Source organism: Burkholderia sp. JKS000303 (assembly GCF_002563755.1).
Taxonomy (GTDB): domain Bacteria; phylum Pseudomonadota; class Gammaproteobacteria; order Burkholderiales; family Burkholderiaceae; genus Burkholderia; species Burkholderia anthina_B.
Genome location: NZ_PDBZ01000003.1, coordinates 423,376 through 440,055, shown reverse-complemented (window position 1 = coordinate 440,055; position 16,680 = coordinate 423,376). Strand labels below are relative to the sequence as shown.

Annotated in this window: 17 protein-coding genes; 5 read left to right on the top strand and 12 right to left on the bottom strand. The window is 64.7% G+C overall.

The window, feature by feature from the left end; genetic code table 11:
- Positions 1 to 51 precede the first annotated feature (51 nt).
- From BX604_RS29910 to BX604_RS29900, 4 genes are all read right to left on the bottom strand, one after another.
- On the bottom strand, positions 52 to 1,209 hold the full coding sequence (locus tag BX604_RS29910) for a hypothetical protein (protein WP_143748146.1): 1,158 nt from the start codon (positions 1,207 to 1,209) through the stop codon (positions 52 to 54).
- Positions 1,210 to 1,563: 354 nt separating this feature from the next.
- Positions 1,564 to 1,728, bottom strand: coding sequence for a hypothetical protein (locus tag BX604_RS39165; RefSeq protein ID WP_175801704.1), 165 nt, complete (start codon positions 1,726 to 1,728; stop codon positions 1,564 to 1,566).
- A 24-nt stretch (positions 1,729 to 1,752) separates the two neighbouring features.
- Positions 1,753 to 2,877 (bottom strand): hypothetical protein, encoded by a 1,125-nt coding sequence (locus BX604_RS29905; RefSeq protein ID WP_098554439.1) that lies wholly within the window; start codon positions 2,875 to 2,877, stop codon positions 1,753 to 1,755.
- A gap of 227 nt (positions 2,878 to 3,104) precedes the next feature.
- The gene (locus tag BX604_RS29900; protein ID WP_257146461.1) at positions 3,105 to 4,163 is read right to left on the bottom strand and encodes a helix-turn-helix transcriptional regulator; all 1,059 of its coding nucleotides are present in this window, start codon (positions 4,161 to 4,163) and stop codon (positions 3,105 to 3,107) included.
- 731 nt (positions 4,164 to 4,894) lie between these two features.
- On the opposite strand from BX604_RS29900, the gene BX604_RS29895 reads away from it, so the two are divergent.
- Both BX604_RS29895 and BX604_RS29890 read left to right on the top strand, forming a co-directional pair.
- Positions 4,895 to 5,512, top strand: coding sequence for a LysE family translocator (locus tag BX604_RS29895; protein WP_098554438.1), 618 nt, complete (start codon positions 4,895 to 4,897; stop codon positions 5,510 to 5,512).
- Between the two features lie 107 nt (positions 5,513 to 5,619).
- Positions 5,620 to 5,868 (top strand): hypothetical protein, encoded by a 249-nt coding sequence (locus BX604_RS29890; protein WP_096500944.1) that lies wholly within the window; start codon positions 5,620 to 5,622, stop codon positions 5,866 to 5,868.
- Positions 5,869 to 6,000: 132 nt separating this feature from the next.
- On the opposite strand, the gene BX604_RS29885 is transcribed toward BX604_RS29890, so the two are convergent.
- The 7 genes from BX604_RS29885 to pobA form a co-directional block, all read right to left on the bottom strand.
- Entirely contained in the window at positions 6,001 to 7,359 is a 1,359-nt protein-coding gene (locus tag BX604_RS29885) for an MFS transporter (protein ID WP_098554437.1), read from the bottom strand.
- A gap of 227 nt (positions 7,360 to 7,586) precedes the next feature.
- On the bottom strand, positions 7,587 to 7,973 hold the full coding sequence (gene pcaC, locus BX604_RS29880) for a 4-carboxymuconolactone decarboxylase (protein ID WP_098554436.1): 387 nt from the start codon (positions 7,971 to 7,973) through the stop codon (positions 7,587 to 7,589).
- A gap of 10 nt (positions 7,974 to 7,983) precedes the next feature.
- Positions 7,984 to 8,769, bottom strand: a complete 786-nt coding sequence (gene pcaD, locus BX604_RS29875; RefSeq protein ID WP_098554435.1) for a 3-oxoadipate enol-lactonase — start codon at positions 8,767 to 8,769, stop codon at positions 7,984 to 7,986.
- 14 nt (positions 8,770 to 8,783) lie between these two features.
- A complete protein-coding gene (locus BX604_RS29870; RefSeq protein WP_098554434.1) occupies positions 8,784 to 10,142 on the bottom strand; it encodes a 3-carboxy-cis,cis-muconate cycloisomerase in 1,359 nt (452 codons plus the stop codon).
- 88 nt (positions 10,143 to 10,230) lie between these two features.
- Positions 10,231 to 10,887: a CoA transferase subunit B gene (locus BX604_RS29865; RefSeq protein ID WP_098555091.1), complete on the bottom strand. Its 657-nt coding sequence runs from the start codon at positions 10,885 to 10,887 to the stop codon at positions 10,231 to 10,233.
- Between the two features lie 10 nt (positions 10,888 to 10,897).
- Entirely contained in the window at positions 10,898 to 11,614 is a 717-nt protein-coding gene (locus BX604_RS29860; protein WP_098554433.1) for a 3-oxoacid CoA-transferase subunit A, read from the bottom strand.
- A 145-nt stretch (positions 11,615 to 11,759) separates the two neighbouring features.
- A complete protein-coding gene (gene pobA, locus BX604_RS29855) occupies positions 11,760 to 12,992 on the bottom strand; it encodes a 4-hydroxybenzoate 3-monooxygenase (protein ID WP_098554432.1) in 1,233 nt (410 codons plus the stop codon).
- Positions 12,993 to 13,108: 116 nt separating this feature from the next.
- On the opposite strand from pobA, the gene BX604_RS29850 reads away from it, so the two are divergent.
- The 3 genes from BX604_RS29850 to BX604_RS29840 all read left to right on the top strand — a co-directional run bounded on the left by BX604_RS29850 (position 13,109) and on the right by BX604_RS29840 (position 15,577).
- Complete coding sequence (locus BX604_RS29850; protein ID WP_098554431.1) at positions 13,109 to 14,035, top strand: LysR family transcriptional regulator; 927 nt, start codon at positions 13,109 to 13,111, stop codon at positions 14,033 to 14,035.
- A gap of 109 nt (positions 14,036 to 14,144) precedes the next feature.
- The gene (gene folE / locus BX604_RS29845; RefSeq protein WP_098554430.1) at positions 14,145 to 14,774 is read left to right on the top strand and encodes a GTP cyclohydrolase I FolE; all 630 of its coding nucleotides are present in this window, start codon (positions 14,145 to 14,147) and stop codon (positions 14,772 to 14,774) included.
- On the top strand, positions 14,774 to 15,577 hold the full coding sequence (locus BX604_RS29840) for an SDR family oxidoreductase (RefSeq protein WP_098554429.1): 804 nt from the start codon (positions 14,774 to 14,776) through the stop codon (positions 15,575 to 15,577). Before folE ends, BX604_RS29840 begins: the two co-directional genes overlap by 1 nt.
- A gap of 163 nt (positions 15,578 to 15,740) precedes the next feature.
- Here the strand turns inward: BX604_RS29840 and epsC are convergent, their stop codons facing one another.
- Positions 15,741 to 16,661: a serine O-acetyltransferase EpsC gene (gene epsC / locus BX604_RS29835; RefSeq protein ID WP_098554428.1), complete on the bottom strand. Its 921-nt coding sequence runs from the start codon at positions 16,659 to 16,661 to the stop codon at positions 15,741 to 15,743.
- Positions 16,662 to 16,680: the final 19 nt, after the last annotated feature.

Genomic DNA, 16,680 nt, shown 5'->3' with positions numbered 1-16,680 from the left:
GAGCCGATGCGGATGCGGCGGCGCGATAGCCTCGCTCGGTTCTATGATCCGTCACGGCGCACCACCACTCGCCGGACCGTTGCCATTTTCTTTCGGCGCAGGTCGAGTGCCGCTCGATGCGCCGGCGGGATGTGCGCTATTCCGGCTGTTGGATTCGACCGAACCGACGATCCGTGCTTCCGTTCCCTTCCACTCGTAAATCAGCCGTACCCCACGGTAGCCGACCGCGATTGGTTGCTGATATGTGCGCCTCAATGCGATGGAAGTTGCGGCTCCGCTCCACAGATTGGCCGCGATGCCGGACGCAGCGGAGGCTGCCGCGTCCCTCGCGGCGACAATCGCGTCGCTGGTTGCCTGCGGCCCGGATGCGGCGGTGGCAGTCGTAGCGGCAATCGGCAGCTCTGCAGAGTGAAGCACCGCACGCTTGGCCGCACCGCTGAGCGCCACCGCAGCCTCCTCATTCAAGGTAACGTCGAACACTCTTCCGTAGAAAACCTCGTTGATAAGCGTCACGACCAGTTTCCCGTTGCACGGCCGCCCCTCGTAGGCATCGCTCCCATAAAATAGCTGCGAAAGCAGGATATCGGCTTTCCTGGCCTCGAACAGCTTGAGAAGTGAACTCGCGGGCATCGAATAGGAATCCGCAACACTGATGTTGACGTTTGCCGACGCGTTTCTCGAGAAGGTGGTTCCCATCGGCAACGGAAAATTGCCGATGGGAAGCAACGCAGAAATTTCGCCGCCGTGCGCAGTGACATTCACGAACCCCGGGAACGCGACCTGCGCCAGTGGAAGCTCCTTTGAACCTGCTCGGGGCGCCGTTGCTGCGACGTAGGTTGCACTGACGCCGCTCGCGCCTGCAACGGGTTGCGGATAGTCCGGCAACGCGGCGTGATTGACGTTGCGTTGCGTGAGGCGCTGGCTGAGTTCCGGCCCCGAACCCGACGTCGAGGTATCCAAAAGAAACGGCTCGAGCGAGCCGGTCAATAGGCCAATGCCTGGATACTTGCTCTTCCGATCGTCGAACTCACAAAGCGGAAGCGTTCTGACATCCCCGACGCGATAGTCCGCGCTCGGCGGAAAGATCGGATAAATTCCGAGTTCCCGCATATTGCTCGACCACTTTCGACTTACTTCGCCATCGGTCGAGCATCCGCTCGCAAATATACCAACGAGCAGTATCGCCCCTGCGGCTGCATGCAGTTTCATGTGGTCTCCATTCGGACAGCTTCAGCCCCGATGGCATGCGCGTTATCTTAGCTTTACTACTCTATTTTCAATCGACAATAGCTTGCACAGAAAAGACAACCCCATGAGCTTTTAAGACTAGCTCCCGCCATTCAGCTCCGCCACGAAAACGGCGTTGCTCAGTGACCGCTTACATGCATCGATTGGCGCGTTCGCTCTCGCCGGCATTATCGGTGTGCTTGTCCTTTGGTACCGGAACTCCCGGAAAATCGCGGCCGTGTCCGAGCGTGCTGGCGGGACTTCGCGATCAGCGTCCCACGTGGGCATGCGTACAGGCCACAAGCGCTCCCGTCCTGGTTGCGCTTTGGCCGTCGGTCACGCCTGGAAGAAGGCGTGGGCGGCACGATCCGATAACGACAGCATGTGCAGCACGACAAACGCGAGAGTGCTACGCGCTCTCATCTTTCTCTTCTTCAAGGTGGTCGAAAACTGGACTTCATACCGCAGCACGCCGATGTCGCATGATTGAATGGTCCACATGCATCGGTACGTCGCGATTCTCAACTACCGTACCGCGCAAGAACCCTGCAAAACCCCGCCGCTATACCGACAGCCCCATTGGACTCCCGTTCCAGGTCCTGTCGCAGCTACTCTGCAATACAGACTTTCCGTTCCATCGTTGTTTGCCGATCTGGCGGGTACGCCCCCTTCCTTCCGGCAGCACGCTTCTGCTTGATTGATCGTATTGCGACAAGACGCCGACGCACCTGAGCTTGCCGCTGGCGACTGCGCAGATTGCGCGGCCGATTGGGCGATATAGCGTGACGCCCCCTGCGTATCGCCTTGCATCGCCGCGCCCAGCGCCTGAAGTTGTGTCGCGTTTTTTCCGCTAATCGAAGCCACACCTTTGACCACGGAGCCGAGCATCGCCAACGTGCCGGACGACGTGTCTGCGCTGCGAGCCTGTTCTTTCTCGGCAAGCCATTGCCGCTCCTTGGCACGAGTCTCCTCTTTGAACTGGCGCTCCATCGCGTCAATACGCTGCTTCGCAGCGGCGTCTGCTTCAGCCTGCTTCTCGATCTGCGCCCGCTCTCTTTCCGCAAGATCGCTCGCGTTGGTATTGACTTTGGCTTGCTGCTCGACGCCTACCAATGCGAAATAGGCGTCGTGCATACGCTTGCAGTCCTCCATGGCGACGCATTCGGATTCGGTCAAACTTTTCTCAAAGCGGTCACGCCCGGCGGAGAGGGATCCAATGAATTGCTGCGAATACCCGGAGGCGCCTTTTTCCCCGATATACATGAAGAACACCATGGGCTTGCGCGGCTTCATGACCGCAAATTTCTTTATATGAAAAACCTTATCGTTGGGGAAAATCACGTCGTAACTCAGGTAGCCCGGACCGCTGATATATCCGCCTTCGCAGGCGCCAGACCACGAGTAGCGACGAGCCTGTTCTTCCTGCACCTTCTCGGCATCGCGCTTTTCGTCATATGACGAATCGCTGCTGCTATATTTGTAAACTACCGATTCGAGCCTGCAATCTTCCACTGTCTCAACCGTCACCTGGCCGGAATAAAAGTATGGTGACTTATAAGAAAGCGCACAGCCGCTCAGAATTGCTGACGCTATAACAAGCATCTTCAGCGGGAGCGCGATTCCAATGATTCTCAGAAACATCTTATTCATATTTGGATGTCCAACTTGTGCTGACGCTCATGGCTGATGAAATGCCACGCAACCCGCCACGCTCAATCCGTGACAGGATCCCGTAGAAACGCGGCACCTGCTTTCGTCCGTAACCAGCATGCGGGAATTTCATTACAGATACGTCATCAATTTTGGTGACGTCGCCCGCAAAATCACGAGGTCGATCTAACCGGCCGGTCTGGCGGCGCGTTGCATGGACGGGAGTCTTAGGTTTGCGCCTGCAAGGCGAGCCTGACAAGGTCGACGATCCGATTGCAGTGCATCTTCCTTTTCAAGCTCGCTATCTGCGTGCGCACCGTGTTCTCCGAGACGCCGTTCTGGACGGCAAGCTCCGAGGGGACAAGTCCCGCGACTAGAGCGACGAGCACTTTGGCTTCCGCTTGGGTGATATCGAATGTCGTAACCAGATTCTCGGCGCTCGCTTCATTCAACGCGCTGTTGCGGCGCATCCGGACAAAGACCATCGTCTCGTTGGAGAGGCGAATACGCGGATCCGCTACCGTCATATCCAGACGCAAGGTCTCGCCCCATGAGCGCGAAACCGTCATGGTGGAGCGCCGTCCGGTTCGGAGTGTCGCCGCGACGTTCATGGATAAACGGTCCAGGACGGCCGTGCTCGGATGCCATAGCTTGCCCTGCTTGATGCAAAGGCCACGCGAGTCATCGAGCAGTGATTTCGCAAGGGCGGCGGCATGCACGACGATGCCCGAATTCGACAAAAGAAACGTTGCCTCGCCCATCGCACCGAATGTCGCTTCGATCAAGTCGAGATGGTGGGCCGTCGCTTGACGTCGTCGCTCGACGGCGGCTCTGAAACTGTGGATATACGCACCGGCAGCACCGTCGGACAGATGCTTCGTCACGCCTTCAACGATCGACGATCGTTGAAAGCTGAGTCCGATCATGCGCTTCGGGCCGCGTTCGAGAACCAGCGCGAAGACCTGAGCAAAACGATGCTTGTGAAGAAAATCCGCGTAGTACTCGGTGCGGTGCAGGGCAGCCTTGGGAACGATTTCGTTGCTGTCGAACCAAGTACCGACAGGAAAGTTGGAGGCGGCGTGCACCATGAAGTCGAGCTTGTGGAAGCGCGTTTGGTATTCCTGCATCGCCGCGGCCGGGGCATCGACTTGATTGATGTCCAGCGGGTTTCCCAAGCCGTCCACCATGACGAGCGACCCGCTATCCGCACCGATGAGTTCGCGTGCCGTCACGAGAATGTCTTGCCACGGCGGCACGTCATCGGTGATCCGCTCGACGGCATCCATCGCGCGTCGAAATTGAACCGAGTTCAACACAACGTCGCTCCCCGATCATCTTGTCGTTCTGTTGACGGATACCCTGTAGCCGCCCCCAGAGTTAGGTCCAGATTTACTCGTCTCGCGAACCATCGACGGCGATTCGCCTGAATGCCGGTCTCTCGCTCTGCGTCAGTTGTCCGGGAGTGACGCTGTAGGGCAATTGACAGAATTCGGAGTATGCCACACGCCTTGCCATGGATATGCAACGACTGATTGCGGGCTCTCCGAAAAGGGAGCTTGGGTCACGGAAATTCTCGGAAAAGTCATCTTTCGGAGCATCGTCCTTCCACGTCCACATATCCCGGCAGAAAGTTTGGCGATAAATACTTGCGGGACGCCCTCCCAGTCGACGACGTGTCCCCTCCCCGGAACATTCGCAGCGGTTCTGGATTCCAGAGCACAAGATGGGAACCACCAGCGGCCCGGTGAAGAGAATCTAGCCGGCCGGCAGGATCCAAGGAAGCGCCAAGACGCTAGCGTTCCGTCACTGCGCACGCGCCGTCTCGTCCCTGCCAATAAACTTTGAACGATAGTGATCAACTAGCCTCTGCGGTTTGGGGACCACAAACAGAAACCACCCCGCCCCAGCCACCCCCACCCCGTACCGGTAATCGTCAAACCAACTGTACCGGTACCGTACCGAAAACCGTCGCTACACTGACTCCATCCCAGTCCCGAACACGAATGGAGAATCCGCGATGGAATTCCTCACCCTGAGCGCGCTGCCCGCCGGCATGCTGTTCGCGCTCGTCACGTCGATCACGCCCGGCCCGAACAACACGATGCTGCTCGCATCCGGCGTCAATTTCGGCTTCCGCCGCACGATGCCGCACCTGTTCGGCATCAGCACGGGTGTCGCGATCCTGATGCTGTGCGTCGGCTTCGGCCTCGGCGAAGCGTTCCGCCGCGTACCGGTGCTGTACACGATCCTCGAAATCGCGAGCGTCGCGTACCTGCTGTACCTCGCGTGGCGCATCGGCACGTCGGGCGAAGTGAAGGCGCAAGGCGCCAAGCCGCGGCCGATGACGTTCCTCGAAGCCGCCGCGTTCCAGTGGGTCAATCCGAAGGCGTGGATGATGGTACTGACCGCCGCGACGACGATCCGCCTGTCCGCCGATTACGGCATGAACGCCGCGTGGATGGCCGTCGTCTTCATCCTGATCGGGTTTCCGTGCATCAGCCTGTGGGCCGCGTTCGGCCTCGGCCTGCGCCGCTTCCTGTCGAACACCCGCGCACTGCGCATCTTCAACGTGACGATGGCCGTGCTGCTGATTCTGTCGCTGTATCCGCTCATCGCGCACCTGCTCCCGCAGTAGGCACTCACAGCGCACCCGTTGAGCTTCGCCCCATGCAGGCGTACCCTTTTGGTACGGGCGCGTGCAACCGCTTCGGCGGTTGCACCGTCGCTGCATGGAGAGTGTCGATGAAGCCAATGCTGAAAGCCGGCGAACACATCGAGGGCATGCACTGGATGGCGGAGTATCACCCGCTCACGCACGACATCCGCGTCCTGCGCGAAAACGTCGAAGTGGGCACCTACTGCGCGCCGCCCACGCTGTTCGGCGACGAGGAAGAGATGGGCGCCGCGAATCATGCCGATCATCGCAGCCAGGAAGCCGCGCTGCGCGCGTATCTGCGCAACTTCGTCAAGGAACACGACGCAGAGGAGTAACGGCGCGACGGCCAAAATGACGACGGGCCGCCGAAGCAGCCCGTCCCGTCGTTGCGTGTCAGCCGTCTTGCGACCCACCGCGGCAACGTCCATCCACACGGGGCCGGCGCATCGCCCCGGCCCCGCTCCCGCTCAATGCCCGAGCGATTCGATCTTGCCGGCCACCTGCGCGACGCCGTGCGGGCGTGCCCGCTGCTTGATCAGCAACGCAACGCATGCGAGCAGGCCGGCGACCGCGATCGTCGCGAACACACCGGCAAACGAGAAGTGCCGGCGCGTCAGTTCCGCAACGAGGAACGAGCCGGCGATCCCGCCGAAGCGGCCGACACCCAGCATCCACGCCACGCCGGTGCCGCGCCCTTCGGTCGGATAGAACGCGGCGGCAAGCGCCGGCATCGACGATTGCGCGGTATTCATCAGCACGCCGGCCACGAACACGACCAGCACGAGCAGCCCGACGTTCCCCGCAGCCTGGCCGATCGCATACACGCTGATCGCGGTCAGCGCATAGCACACGGCGATCACGCGGTTCGCGTTGAAGCGGTCCATCAGCACGCCGCACAGCACCGCGCCGACGCCGCCGAGCGGGAACAGTGCCGAGATCAGCGTCGCGCTCTTCGGCGTCAGGCCCGCATCCTTCAGCAGGATCGGCATCCAGTTGATCGACGCGTAGAAGATCACGAGGCCCATGAAGTACGCGATCCACAGCATCACCGAACCGACGATGTACGAGCGCGACAGCACGACGCCGAGGCCCTGACTGCCGGTCTGCGGCGCCGCTTCGGTCATCGCGAACGAGCCTGCGTTCATCGCATCGCGCGAGATGCGCGCGAGCGTCGCGCGGATCCGGTCGACGCTCTTCCCGTGCGCCACCATGAAACGCACCGATTCGGGCATCTTCAGCAGCAGCAACACGCCGAGCAGCAGCGGCGTCACGCCGCCGAGCATCAGCACGCTGCGCCAGCCGAAATGCGGAATCATCCACGCGGCGAGAAAGCCGCCGAACGCCGCACCGAGCGGGAAGCCGCAGAACATCAGGTTGATCACGGTCGCGCGGCGCTTGTCCGGGCAAAACTCGCCCATCATCGTGACCGCGTTCGGCATCGCGGCACCGAGGCCGACGCCGGTAACGAAACGCAGGATCGTCAGGTGTCCGATGGTCGTCGAGAATGCAGACACGAAACACGCGACGCCGAACAGCAGCACCGAGCCGATCAGCAGCGAGCGGCGCCCGAGTCGATCGGACAGCGGACCCGACACCAGCGCGCCGCACGCGAGGCCGAACAGCGCGGCGCTCAGCACGGGGGCGAGATCGGGTTTGGTCAGGTTCCATTCGCCGAGCAGCGACGGCGCGATAAAGCCGATCGCGGCCGTATCGAAGCCGTCGAGCAGCACGATCACGAAACACATCAGAAACACGAGCCACTGAAAGCCGCCGAACGGCTGCTCGTTGATGAAGGTCTGGACATCGACCACGGGTGCGCGATTCATCGCGAGTCTCCTTGTCGACCGGAGGTGGCGCTTCCGCGCGCTCCCGGTCCCATGTAACGCTGATATGAACAACGCGGCCTCTTGGCCGCGTCTTTCCTTGTTCGCGCGCCGATTCGCCGCCGGCGCGTCATGCATCGTCGACACCTGCCGGCTGCGGCAGGCGTCGCGATCGGGTCACGTCCGGCGCGAGCCGGTCGTGTTATTCAGCCGCACCTAGGCAGCCCCACCTAGGCGGCCCCATCCTGTTCCTTGAAGATCTTGTCCGCGAGATGGAACGCGGAGTTCGCGGCCGGCACGCCGCAATAGATCGCGGTCTGCAGCAGCACTTCCTTGATCTCGTCACGCGTCACGCCGTTGTTGCGCGCGGCGCGCAGGTGCAGCGCGAGCTCCTCGCCGCGGTTCAGCGCGACCATCATCGCGATGGTCAGCAGGCTGCGCGTATGGCGCGGCAGGCCGTCGCGGGTCCAGATCTCGCCCCACGCATAGCGGCTGATCAGGTTCTGGAATTCCTCGGTGACCTCGGTGCGGTTCTCGATCGAACGATCGACGTGCGCGTCGCCGAGCACCGCGCGGCGCACCTTCATCCCTGCTTCGTAACGTTGCTGATCATCCATCGTCGGTGCCTCACGCGGTCAGGAATTCGAGCAGCGCGCGGTTGAAACCGTCGGTGCACTCGATGTTCGAAATGTGCGCGGCGTCGAATTCGACGTGACGCGCGCCGGGAATGGCGGCAGCCAGCGCACGGCCCTGGTCGGGCGGCGTCGACATGTCCTTCTCGCCGGTCACGACGAGCACCGGCAGCGCGATGCCCTTCACTTCCTCGCGCAGGTCGGCCGCGCTCAGCGCGTCGCAGTTCGCCGCATAGCCGTCCTTGTCGGTATGCACGAAGGTGTCGCGGATCGCGTCGAACAGGCGCGGCTCGCGCCCGACGAACGCGTCGGTGAACCAGCGCGGCAGCACGGCGTCGGCCAGCGCGCCCATCCCTTCGGTACGCGCCTTCTGCGCACGCGGCCCCCACAATTCCGGCGAGCCGATCTTGGCCGAGGTGTTCGACAGCACGGCGCGCACGATGCGCGACGGGAAGCGCGCGGCAAGCGCGGCGCCGGTCAGGCCGCCCATCGAAATCCCGCAGAAATGCGCGCGCTCGATACCGACGTGGTCGAGCAGGCCGATCACGTCGCCCGCGAGCTGGTCGACGGTGTACGCGCCGGCCGGCGCTTCGGAATGGCCATGGCCGCGCGTGTCGTAGCGCAGGATGTTGAAGTGCTGCGTGAGCGGACGAATCTGCGGCGCCCACATCTGCAGGTCGGCGCCGAGCGAGTTCGAGAAGACGAGCCACGGCGCGTCGTCGCGCGCGGCACGGTCGATCCGGTAATGCAGTTTCACGCCGTTGACAGTGGCGAAGGGCATCAATGTTCTCCTGGTTATTGCGCGCGCGCGTGAAGCGCGAGCACGGCGTCGACGTAGGCCTGCGCCTCGCCGACGTAATGTGCGGGATCGAGCAGCCGCGCGAGCGCATCGCGCGACAAGTGGGCAGACACGGTCGCATCGGCCGCGAGCACGTCGAACAGCGTTGCGCCCGTGCGCACGGCTTCCTTCGACGCGTGCTCGACGACATGGTGCGCATCGAGCCGGCCGATCCGGTCGCCAAGGGCGAGCATCACGGCTTCGCCGAGAATCAGCCCGTGCGTCAGGTCGAGGTTCGCGGCGAGGCGCTCGGTATTCACGTCGAGGCCCGCGACGATCTGCGCGATCTGCGCGAGCGCGCCGCCGGTCAGGCGAGCCAGATCGGGCAACGCATCCCATTCGGCCTGCCAGCCGCCGAGCGCGCGCTCGTGCTCGTGGACCATCCCCGCGAACACGGTCGCGACGAGGTTCGGCGCGCGCACCGCGGCGGTCAGCACGGCCGCGCAGCCGACCGGGTTGCGCTTGTGCGGCATCGTCGATGAGCCGCCCTTGCCGGCGGCAGCCGGTTCGCCGAGCTCACCGACTTCGGTCTGCATCTGCAGGGACACGTCGCGCGCGATCTTGCCGAGCGTACCGGTCAGCATGCCGAAGCACGACGCGGCTTCCGCGATGCGGTCGCGCTGCGTATGCCACGGCACGGCCGGCACGGCGAGCTTCAGGTCGGCGGCGAGCGCGGCGGTCACGCCGGATGCCCGTTCGCGCAGGCTCGCGAGCGTGCCGGCGGCGCCGCCGAACTGCAGCACCAGCACGCGCTCGCGCAATTCGGCGAAGCGCGCGCGATGGCGCAGCAGCGCATCGAGCCATTGAGCGAATTTGAGACCGAGCGTGATCGGCAACGCCTGCTGCAGCCACGTGCGGCCGATCATCGGCGTCGCGCGATGCGTGCGCGCGAGCGTCGCGAGCGACGCGCACGCTTCGTCGAGCAACGGCTCGAGCACGTCGAGCGTATCGCGCAGCTGCAGCACGGTCGCGGTGTCGATGATGTCCTGGCTCGTCGCGCCCCAGTGCACGAACTTCGCCGCCTCGGGGTCGTCGGCCTTCACTTGCGCGGTGAGCTGCTTGACGAGCGGAATCGCGAGATTGCCGCCGAGCGCCGCGCCATGCGCGAGCGCGTCGGCATCGAGCCGATCGGCGTCGCATGCGCGTTCGATCGGCGCAACCGCGGTGGCGGGAATCACCTGCTGCGCGGCGAGCGCACGCGCAAGCGCGGCTTCGACGTCGAGCATGCGCTGGATCGTCGCGCGGGGCGACCAGATCCGGTTGAGCGGCTCGGTGCCGCAGATCAGGGAGGTCAGGCGGGCGCTGTCTTCGAGCATGGCATCAGAGTAGGGAAACGGCGTGCGCCTATTGTCTACCCAAGCGTGCCGGCATGCGCTCGAACGAGCGGGCCGGCACGCTCGCGGGTCAGGCCGCAGCCTTGCGCGTCGCGTCGATCAGCGGCACGCCGGTCAGCTTCTGCAGTTCGTCGAACGACAGGTCGGTGAAGATCTCGCTCACCGCGAGGCCGTCGGCCGTCACGTCGAGCACGGCGAGATCCGTATAGATGCGGCTCACGCACTGCACGCCGGTCACCGGATACGAGCACGCCGCGACGATCTTGCTCTCGCCCTGTTTCGTCAGGTGCTCCATCATCACGAACACCTGCTTCGCGCCGATCGCGAGGTCCATCGCGCCGCCGACGGCCGGAATCGCATCCGGGGCGCCGGTATGCCAGTTCGCGAGGTCGCCGTTCGCCGACACCTGGAACGCGCCGAGCACGCAATAGTCGAGGTGGCCGCCGCGCATCATCGCGAACGAATCCGAGTGATGGAAATACGCACCACCGGTGAGCAGCGTCACGTGCTGCTTGCCGGCGTTGATCAGCTCGTCGTCTTCCTCGCCGGGCGCGGGCGCCGGGCCCATGCCGAGCAGGCCGTTCTCGCTGTGCAGGAAGATTTCCTTGCTCGGATCGAGGTGGTTCGCCACCAGCGTCGGCACACCGATGCCGAGGTTCACGTACGCGCCTTCGGGGATGTCCTGGGCGACGCGCTTGGCCATTTCATCGCGGGTCAGTCGTTTCATGTCGGTCTCCTTAGGCGGCTTGCGATGCGGCACGTTCGGCGGCCAGCTCGGCCGCATGCGCGGCCTGCGGCACTTCGACGATGCGCTGCACGAAAATGCCCGGCGTCACGATGTGCTCCGGGTTCAGCCCGCCGAGCGGCACGACTTCCGACACCTGCACGATCGCGACCTTCGCGGCGCTGGCCATGATCGGCCCGAAGTTGCGCGCGGTCTTGCGATACACCAGGTTGCCCCAGCGATCGCCCTTGTACGCCTTGACCAGCGCGAAATCGGCGTGGATCGGCGTCTCGAACACATACGACTTGCCGTCGATCACGCGCGTTTCCTTGCCTTCCGCGAGCTTCGTGCCGAAGCCCGTCGGCGTGAAGAAGCCGCCGATGCCGGCGCCCGCCGCGCGGATGCGCTCCGCGAGGTTGCCCTGCGGCACGAGCTCCAGCTCGATTTCGCCCGCGCGGTACAGCGCGTCGAACACCTGCGAGTCGCTCTGGCGCGGGAACGAGCAGATGATCTTGCTCACCCGCTTGGCCTTGAGCAGCGCGGCGAGACCGGTCTCGCCGTTACCCGCGTTGTTGTTGACGATCGTCAGGCCGCGCGCGCCCTGCTCGATCAGCGCGTCGATCAGCTCGGACGGCATGCCTGCCGTGCCGAAACCGCCGATCATGATTGTCGCGCCGTCGTGGACGTCGGCGACGGCCGACTGAAGCGATTCGAAAATCTTGTTGACCATGTCTCTTCCTGATACGAACCCGCGGCACGATGCGCGGCCTGTCGAGGGGACACGCGCGTGTCGCGTGCCGCGCCGAAGACCATCGTCGGCCTTCGGCATTTGTTCGCTATTCGAACCTAGATTCGATTAGCGAACGATGGGCCGATCATAGAGTCGTGCACAGCGCGTTGTCAAGGCGGGATGCCTCGGGGGTCGTCTGGTCGTCGAACGGCAGCCCGACGTAGTTTTCGGCCAGCGACTGCGCGGCAGCGCGCGAGCGCGTCACGTACTTCAGTTCGGCAAACTTCAGGCGATTGACGAACGGCGTGTCGTCCGGCGACGAGTGCAGCATGTTCGTCATGAAGTACGAGAAGTGCTCGGCGCGCCACACGCGCTCGAGGCAGGTCGCGGAATAACGCTCGAGCGGCGTCGCGTCGCCGTTGCGGTAGCGTGCGCCGAGCGCGCGGGACAGCGCGCGGACGTCGGCGACCGCGAGGTTCATCCCCTTCGCGCCGGTCGGCGGCACGATGTGCGCGGCGTCGCCGGCGAGGAAGAGCCGCCCGTGCTGCATCGTCTCCGACACGAAGCTGCGCATCGGCGTCACGCTCTTCTGCGTGATCCGGCCCTCGGTCGGCGTCCAGCCGGTGTCGTTCGAGAAACGCGTGTGGAGTTCATCCCAGATCCGCGTGTCGGACCATTCGGCGAGGTTTTCATCGGGCTTGCACTGCAGATAGAGGCGCGTGACCGTCGGCGAGCGCATCGAGAACAGCGCGAAGCCGTTCTCGTGATGCGCATAGACGAGTTCATCGAGCGACGGCGCCGCGTCGGCGAGGATGCCGAGCCATGCGAACGGGTACACGCGCTCGAACGTATTCAGCCGCTCGGCGGGAATCGTCTGCCGCGCGATGCCGTGGAAGCCGTCGCAGCCGGCGATGTAGTCGCAGTCGATGCGGTCGGCGCGGCCGTCCGCGTGCTTGAACGTGACGAACGGGCGCTCGCTTTCGACGTCGTGCAGCGCGACGTCCGTGACGTCGAAATGCATCGGGTGGCCATGCGCGTCGCCGGCCGCGATCAGGTCGCGCACGACTTCATGCTGGCTGTAGACGGTGATCGCACGGCCGCCGGTGAGCGCGCTCAGATCGATGCGATGGCGCTGGCCGGAGAACAGCAGTTCGATCCCGTGATGCTCGAGCCCTTCGCGACGCATCCGCTCGCCGAGGCCGGCTTCGTTCAGCGTGTCGACCGTGCCCTGTTCCAGCACGCCGGCGCGGATGCGGTTCTCGCAGTATTCACGCGAACGCGCCTCGACGAGGATGGCATCGACGCCTTGCAGGCGCAGCAGGTGGGAAAGCAAAAGGCCGGACGGACCGGCGCCGATGATGGCGACTTGGGTACGCATTGTTCGTCTCCTGAACATTAATTCGAATCGTGTAATGCATTTGATCGCTTTCCCGACTATGCGGCAACGCGATTTAGGAGATAAGTTGTATACGTTTTCCGGATACTGGCCTGGCGATGGATGCCCTCGATCTGAACCTCATTCCCTACCTCGTCGCGCTCGACGACACGCGCAACGTGAGTCGCGCCGGCGACCTGCTCGGCGTGAGCCAGCCGCGCGTGAGCACGGCGCTCGGCCGCCTGCGCGACTATTTCGGCGATCCGCTGTTCGTGCGCACGTCGCGCGGGATGGAGCCGACGCCGCGTGCGCTCGCGCTGCTGCCGGCCGCGCGCGACGCGCTCGCGCAGATCGAGCGCGGCCTCGTCGCGCCGCACGACTTCGACCCGGCGGCGAGCACGCACACGTTCTCGATCGCGCTGTCGGACGTCGGCGAGATCGTGTTCCTGCCGAAGCTGCTGCAGGCGTTCGCGACACGTGCGCCGTATGCGAACCTGCGCTCCGTCTCGCTCGCGCACGATGAAGTCGGCCGCGGTCTCGAAGCGGGTTCGATCGATCTCGCGGTCGGCTACTTCCCCGATCTCGACGGCAACAACTTCTTCCAGCAGCGACTGTTTACGCACCGGTTCGTCTGCCTGATGCGGCGCGGCCATCCGCTCGAACAGGCGCGCCCGTTCACGGCCGAGCAGTTCCTCTCGTGCGGGCACGCGGTGGTGCGCGCCGAAGGACGCAGCCAGGAGGTGCTGGAGAAATACCTCGCGAAGCAGCGCATGCAGCGCCGCGCGGTGCTCGAGACGCCGCACTTCATGAGCCTGCCGTTCATCCTGAGCCGCACCGACCTGATCGCGACGGTGCCGCACGCGATCGGCTATGCGTATGCGGCCGAGCACGCGTTCATCGTGCCGGTCGAGCCGCCGTTGCCGCTGCCGCGCTTCGACCTGAAGCAGCACTGGCATCGCAAGTTCCACAACGACCCGCGCACCGCGTGGCTGCGCGGGGTCGTCGCGTCGCTGTTCAACGACGAACAGGACGAATGGCCGAAGTGAGGAAAGGTGAACGCCGGGTGAGCGGCCGGCCGCACGCACGACCCGCGAAAGCATGAAACAATGGCCGGATCGCGCCGCCGCGGGCGGCTGAATTCGATGGAGCGACCTGATGGGTAAAAAATCCGCGCGGCCCGAGCCGGCCGCATCCCGACCGAGCCGGGAAGAAGCCGAGGATGCCGTTCGCGTGCTGCTGCGCTGGGCCGGCGACGATCCCACCCGCGAAGGCCTGCACGACACGCCCGCACGCGTCGTGCGCGCGTACGAACAGTTCTTCGCCGGCTACGCGCTCGACCCGCGCGACATCCTCGCGCGCACCTTCAGCGAAGTCGACGGCTACGACGAGATGATCGTGCTGAAGGACATCCGCTTCGAGAGCTACTGCGAGCACCACATGGTGCCGATCATCGGCCGCGCGCACGTCGCGTATCTGCCGAATCATCGCGTCGTCGGCATCTCGAAGCTCGCGCGCCTCGTCGACGCGTTCGCGAAACGCCTGCAGATCCAGGAAAAAATGACCGTGCAGATCGCCGACACGCTGTTCGACGTGCTGCAGCCGAAGGGCGTCGGCGTGATTCTCGAAGCCGCGCACCAGTGCATCTCGACGCGCGGCGTGCACAAGCCGGGCGTCGAAATGGTCACGTCGCGCATGCTCGGCACGTTCCGCAGCGATCCGTCGACGCGGCGCGAATTCCTGTCGATCGTCGCGAATCCTTCTTCAGTCAACCTGACGAATACGTAATGCAGTCTACGACGCAAGCGGCGCACGCGCCCGTCGTGCTCGTGACCGGCGCCGCGCGCCGGGCCGGGCGCGCGTTCGCCGAGTATTTCGCCGCGCACGGCTATCGCACCGCGGTGCACTACGACCGCTCGGCCGATGCCGCGCAGGCAGCGGCCCGCGCGATCGCCGAACGCGGGCACGATTCGGTCGCGCTGCAGGCCGACCTGTCGGATGCCGCGCAGATCGCCGCGCTGATCGATCAGGTCTATGCGCGCTTCGGCCGCCTCGACGTGCTGGTCAACAACGCGTCGGTGTTCTGGCAGGACCACTTCCCGAGCTTCGACCTCGCGGCGTTCGACCAGGCGTGGGCCGTCAATTGCCGTGCGCCGATCCTGCTCACGCGTGCGTTCTACGAGCGGGCCCGCGCGGCCGGCACGCAGGGCGTGGTCGTCAACGTGGTCGACCAGAAGATCAAGGAAAACTTCCACCGCGACCACTTCAGCTACACGGTCGCGAAGGCCGCGCTCGGCAACCTCACGCAGATGCTCGCGCTGTCGTCGTCGCCGGTGCTGCGCGTGAACGCGGTGTTCCCCGGTCTGATGCTGCCGAGCGACGACCAGACGCAGGCCGACTTCGAACACGCGAGCCGCGCCTCGACGCCGCTCGCGCGCATCGCCGGCCCCGACGACGTCGCGAGCGCGATCCTGCTGCTCACGGGCAGCGCGTACAACGGCGTGGATTTCGTCGTCGATGCGGGGCAGAACCTGATCCGCGTCGATCAGGACGTGCTGTACAAGCATCGCTCGCCGGCCGGCAAGCACTGAGGCTTCGATAAACGAAGGCGGCTGCGCGCCGCCCACGTGCGCCGGGTCGACCGGGCTGCGCGCCGCCCACGCACGATAGCGCCCGACGGCGGCCCGGCCGCCGATCCATCCTGCGTCATCCGCTGCGTGGCGCAGCGCGACGCCCGCGCGTTCGCACGCCGCGTTACGGCTTCTCGCCGCTCCCGCCTTCCCGAACCTTGCCCTGCGCGACACTCGTGCCGGGCGGCACGCTGTGCGTGAGCCACACGTTGCCGCCGATCACCGAGCCGCGCCCGATCGTCACGCGACCGAGAATGGTCGCGCCCGCGTAGATCACGACGTCGTCCTCGACGATCGGATGCCGCGCGTTGCCCTTGACCAGCGTGCCTTCGCCGTCGGCCGGGAAGCTCTTCGCGCCGAGCGTGACGGCCTGGTACACGCGCACGCGCTCGCCGATGATCGCGGTTTCGCCGATCACGACACCGGTGCCGTGGTCGATGAAGAAGCTCGGGCCGATCCGCGCGCCCGGGTGGATGTCGATGCCGGTAGCCGAGTGCGCGATTTCATTGATGAACCGGGCGAGCAGCGGCACACCGAGCCCGTGCAACGCATGCGCGAGCCGATGGTGCATCATCGCCAGCACGCCGGGGTAGCACAGCAGGATTTCGGTGATGTGCTGCGCGGCCGGATCGCCCGCATACGCAGCCTGGATGTCGCTGACCAGCAGCGCGCGAATCGACGGCAACTGCCGCCCGAACTCGCGCGCGATCTCGAACGCGCGCTCGTCGAGTTCCGCGAACGGCGTGTCCACATGCTCGGGCAGGAACGGCAGCGCGCGGCGAATCTGCTCGGACAAAACGCGCAGCGTGCTTTCGAGCGTATGGCCGACGTAATAGTCGACGCTTTCGTCGGTGAGATCGGGCGCGCCGTAATGCGTCGGGAACATCGACGCGCGCAGGCCGGTGACAATCTTGCAGATCGCGTCGCGCGACGGCAGCTCACGAATGCCGCGCGGATGACGCGTGCGATGGAGTTCCTCGCGCGACTCGCGCAAACCGGAGACGATTTCTTCGAGGCCCCACTGACGGGCGGGTGATGTCGACATATGCCAATGCGGGCAGCCG

Excerpts from the sequence above, each read along its gene's own strand:
- BX604_RS29910 (WP_143748146.1), bottom strand. The coding sequence starts at position 1,209 with ATGAAACTGCATGCAGCCGCAGGGGCGATACTGCTCGTTGGTATATTT.
- pcaD (WP_098554435.1), bottom strand. The coding sequence starts at position 8,769 with ATGCCCTTCGCCACTGTCAACGGCGTGAAACTGCATTACCGGATCGAC.
- BX604_RS39165 (WP_175801704.1), bottom strand. The coding sequence starts at position 1,728 with ATGTGGACCATTCAATCATGCGACATCGGCGTGCTGCGGTATGAAGTC.
- pcaC (WP_098554436.1), bottom strand. The coding sequence starts at position 7,973 with ATGGATGATCAGCAACGTTACGAAGCAGGGATGAAGGTGCGCCGCGCG.
- folE (WP_098554430.1), top strand. The coding sequence starts at position 14,145 with ATGGGTAAAAAATCCGCGCGGCCCGAGCCGGCCGCATCCCGACCGAGC.
- BX604_RS29860 (WP_098554433.1), bottom strand. The coding sequence starts at position 11,614 with ATGGTCAACAAGATTTTCGAATCGCTTCAGTCGGCCGTCGCCGACGTC.
- BX604_RS29885 (WP_098554437.1), bottom strand. The coding sequence starts at position 7,359 with ATGAATCGCGCACCCGTGGTCGATGTCCAGACCTTCATCAACGAGCAG.
- BX604_RS29905 (WP_098554439.1), bottom strand. The coding sequence starts at position 2,877 with ATGAATAAGATGTTTCTGAGAATCATTGGAATCGCGCTCCCGCTGAAG.
- epsC (WP_098554428.1), bottom strand. The coding sequence starts at position 16,661 with ATGTCGACATCACCCGCCCGTCAGTGGGGCCTCGAAGAAATCGTCTCC.
- BX604_RS29900 (WP_257146461.1), bottom strand. The coding sequence starts at position 4,163 with ATGGATGCCGTCGAGCGGATCACCGATGACGTGCCGCCGTGGCAAGAC.
- pobA (WP_098554432.1), bottom strand. The coding sequence starts at position 12,992 with ATGCGTACCCAAGTCGCCATCATCGGCGCCGGTCCGTCCGGCCTTTTG.
- BX604_RS29890 (WP_096500944.1), top strand. The coding sequence starts at position 5,620 with ATGAAGCCAATGCTGAAAGCCGGCGAACACATCGAGGGCATGCACTGG.
- BX604_RS29895 (WP_098554438.1), top strand. The coding sequence starts at position 4,895 with ATGGAATTCCTCACCCTGAGCGCGCTGCCCGCCGGCATGCTGTTCGCG.
- BX604_RS29865 (WP_098555091.1), bottom strand. The coding sequence starts at position 10,887 with ATGAAACGACTGACCCGCGATGAAATGGCCAAGCGCGTCGCCCAGGAC.
- BX604_RS29870 (WP_098554434.1), bottom strand. The coding sequence starts at position 10,142 with ATGCTCGAAGACAGCGCCCGCCTGACCTCCCTGATCTGCGGCACCGAG.
- BX604_RS29850 (WP_098554431.1), top strand. The coding sequence starts at position 13,109 with ATGGATGCCCTCGATCTGAACCTCATTCCCTACCTCGTCGCGCTCGAC.
- BX604_RS29840 (WP_098554429.1), top strand. The coding sequence starts at position 14,774 with ATGCAGTCTACGACGCAAGCGGCGCACGCGCCCGTCGTGCTCGTGACC.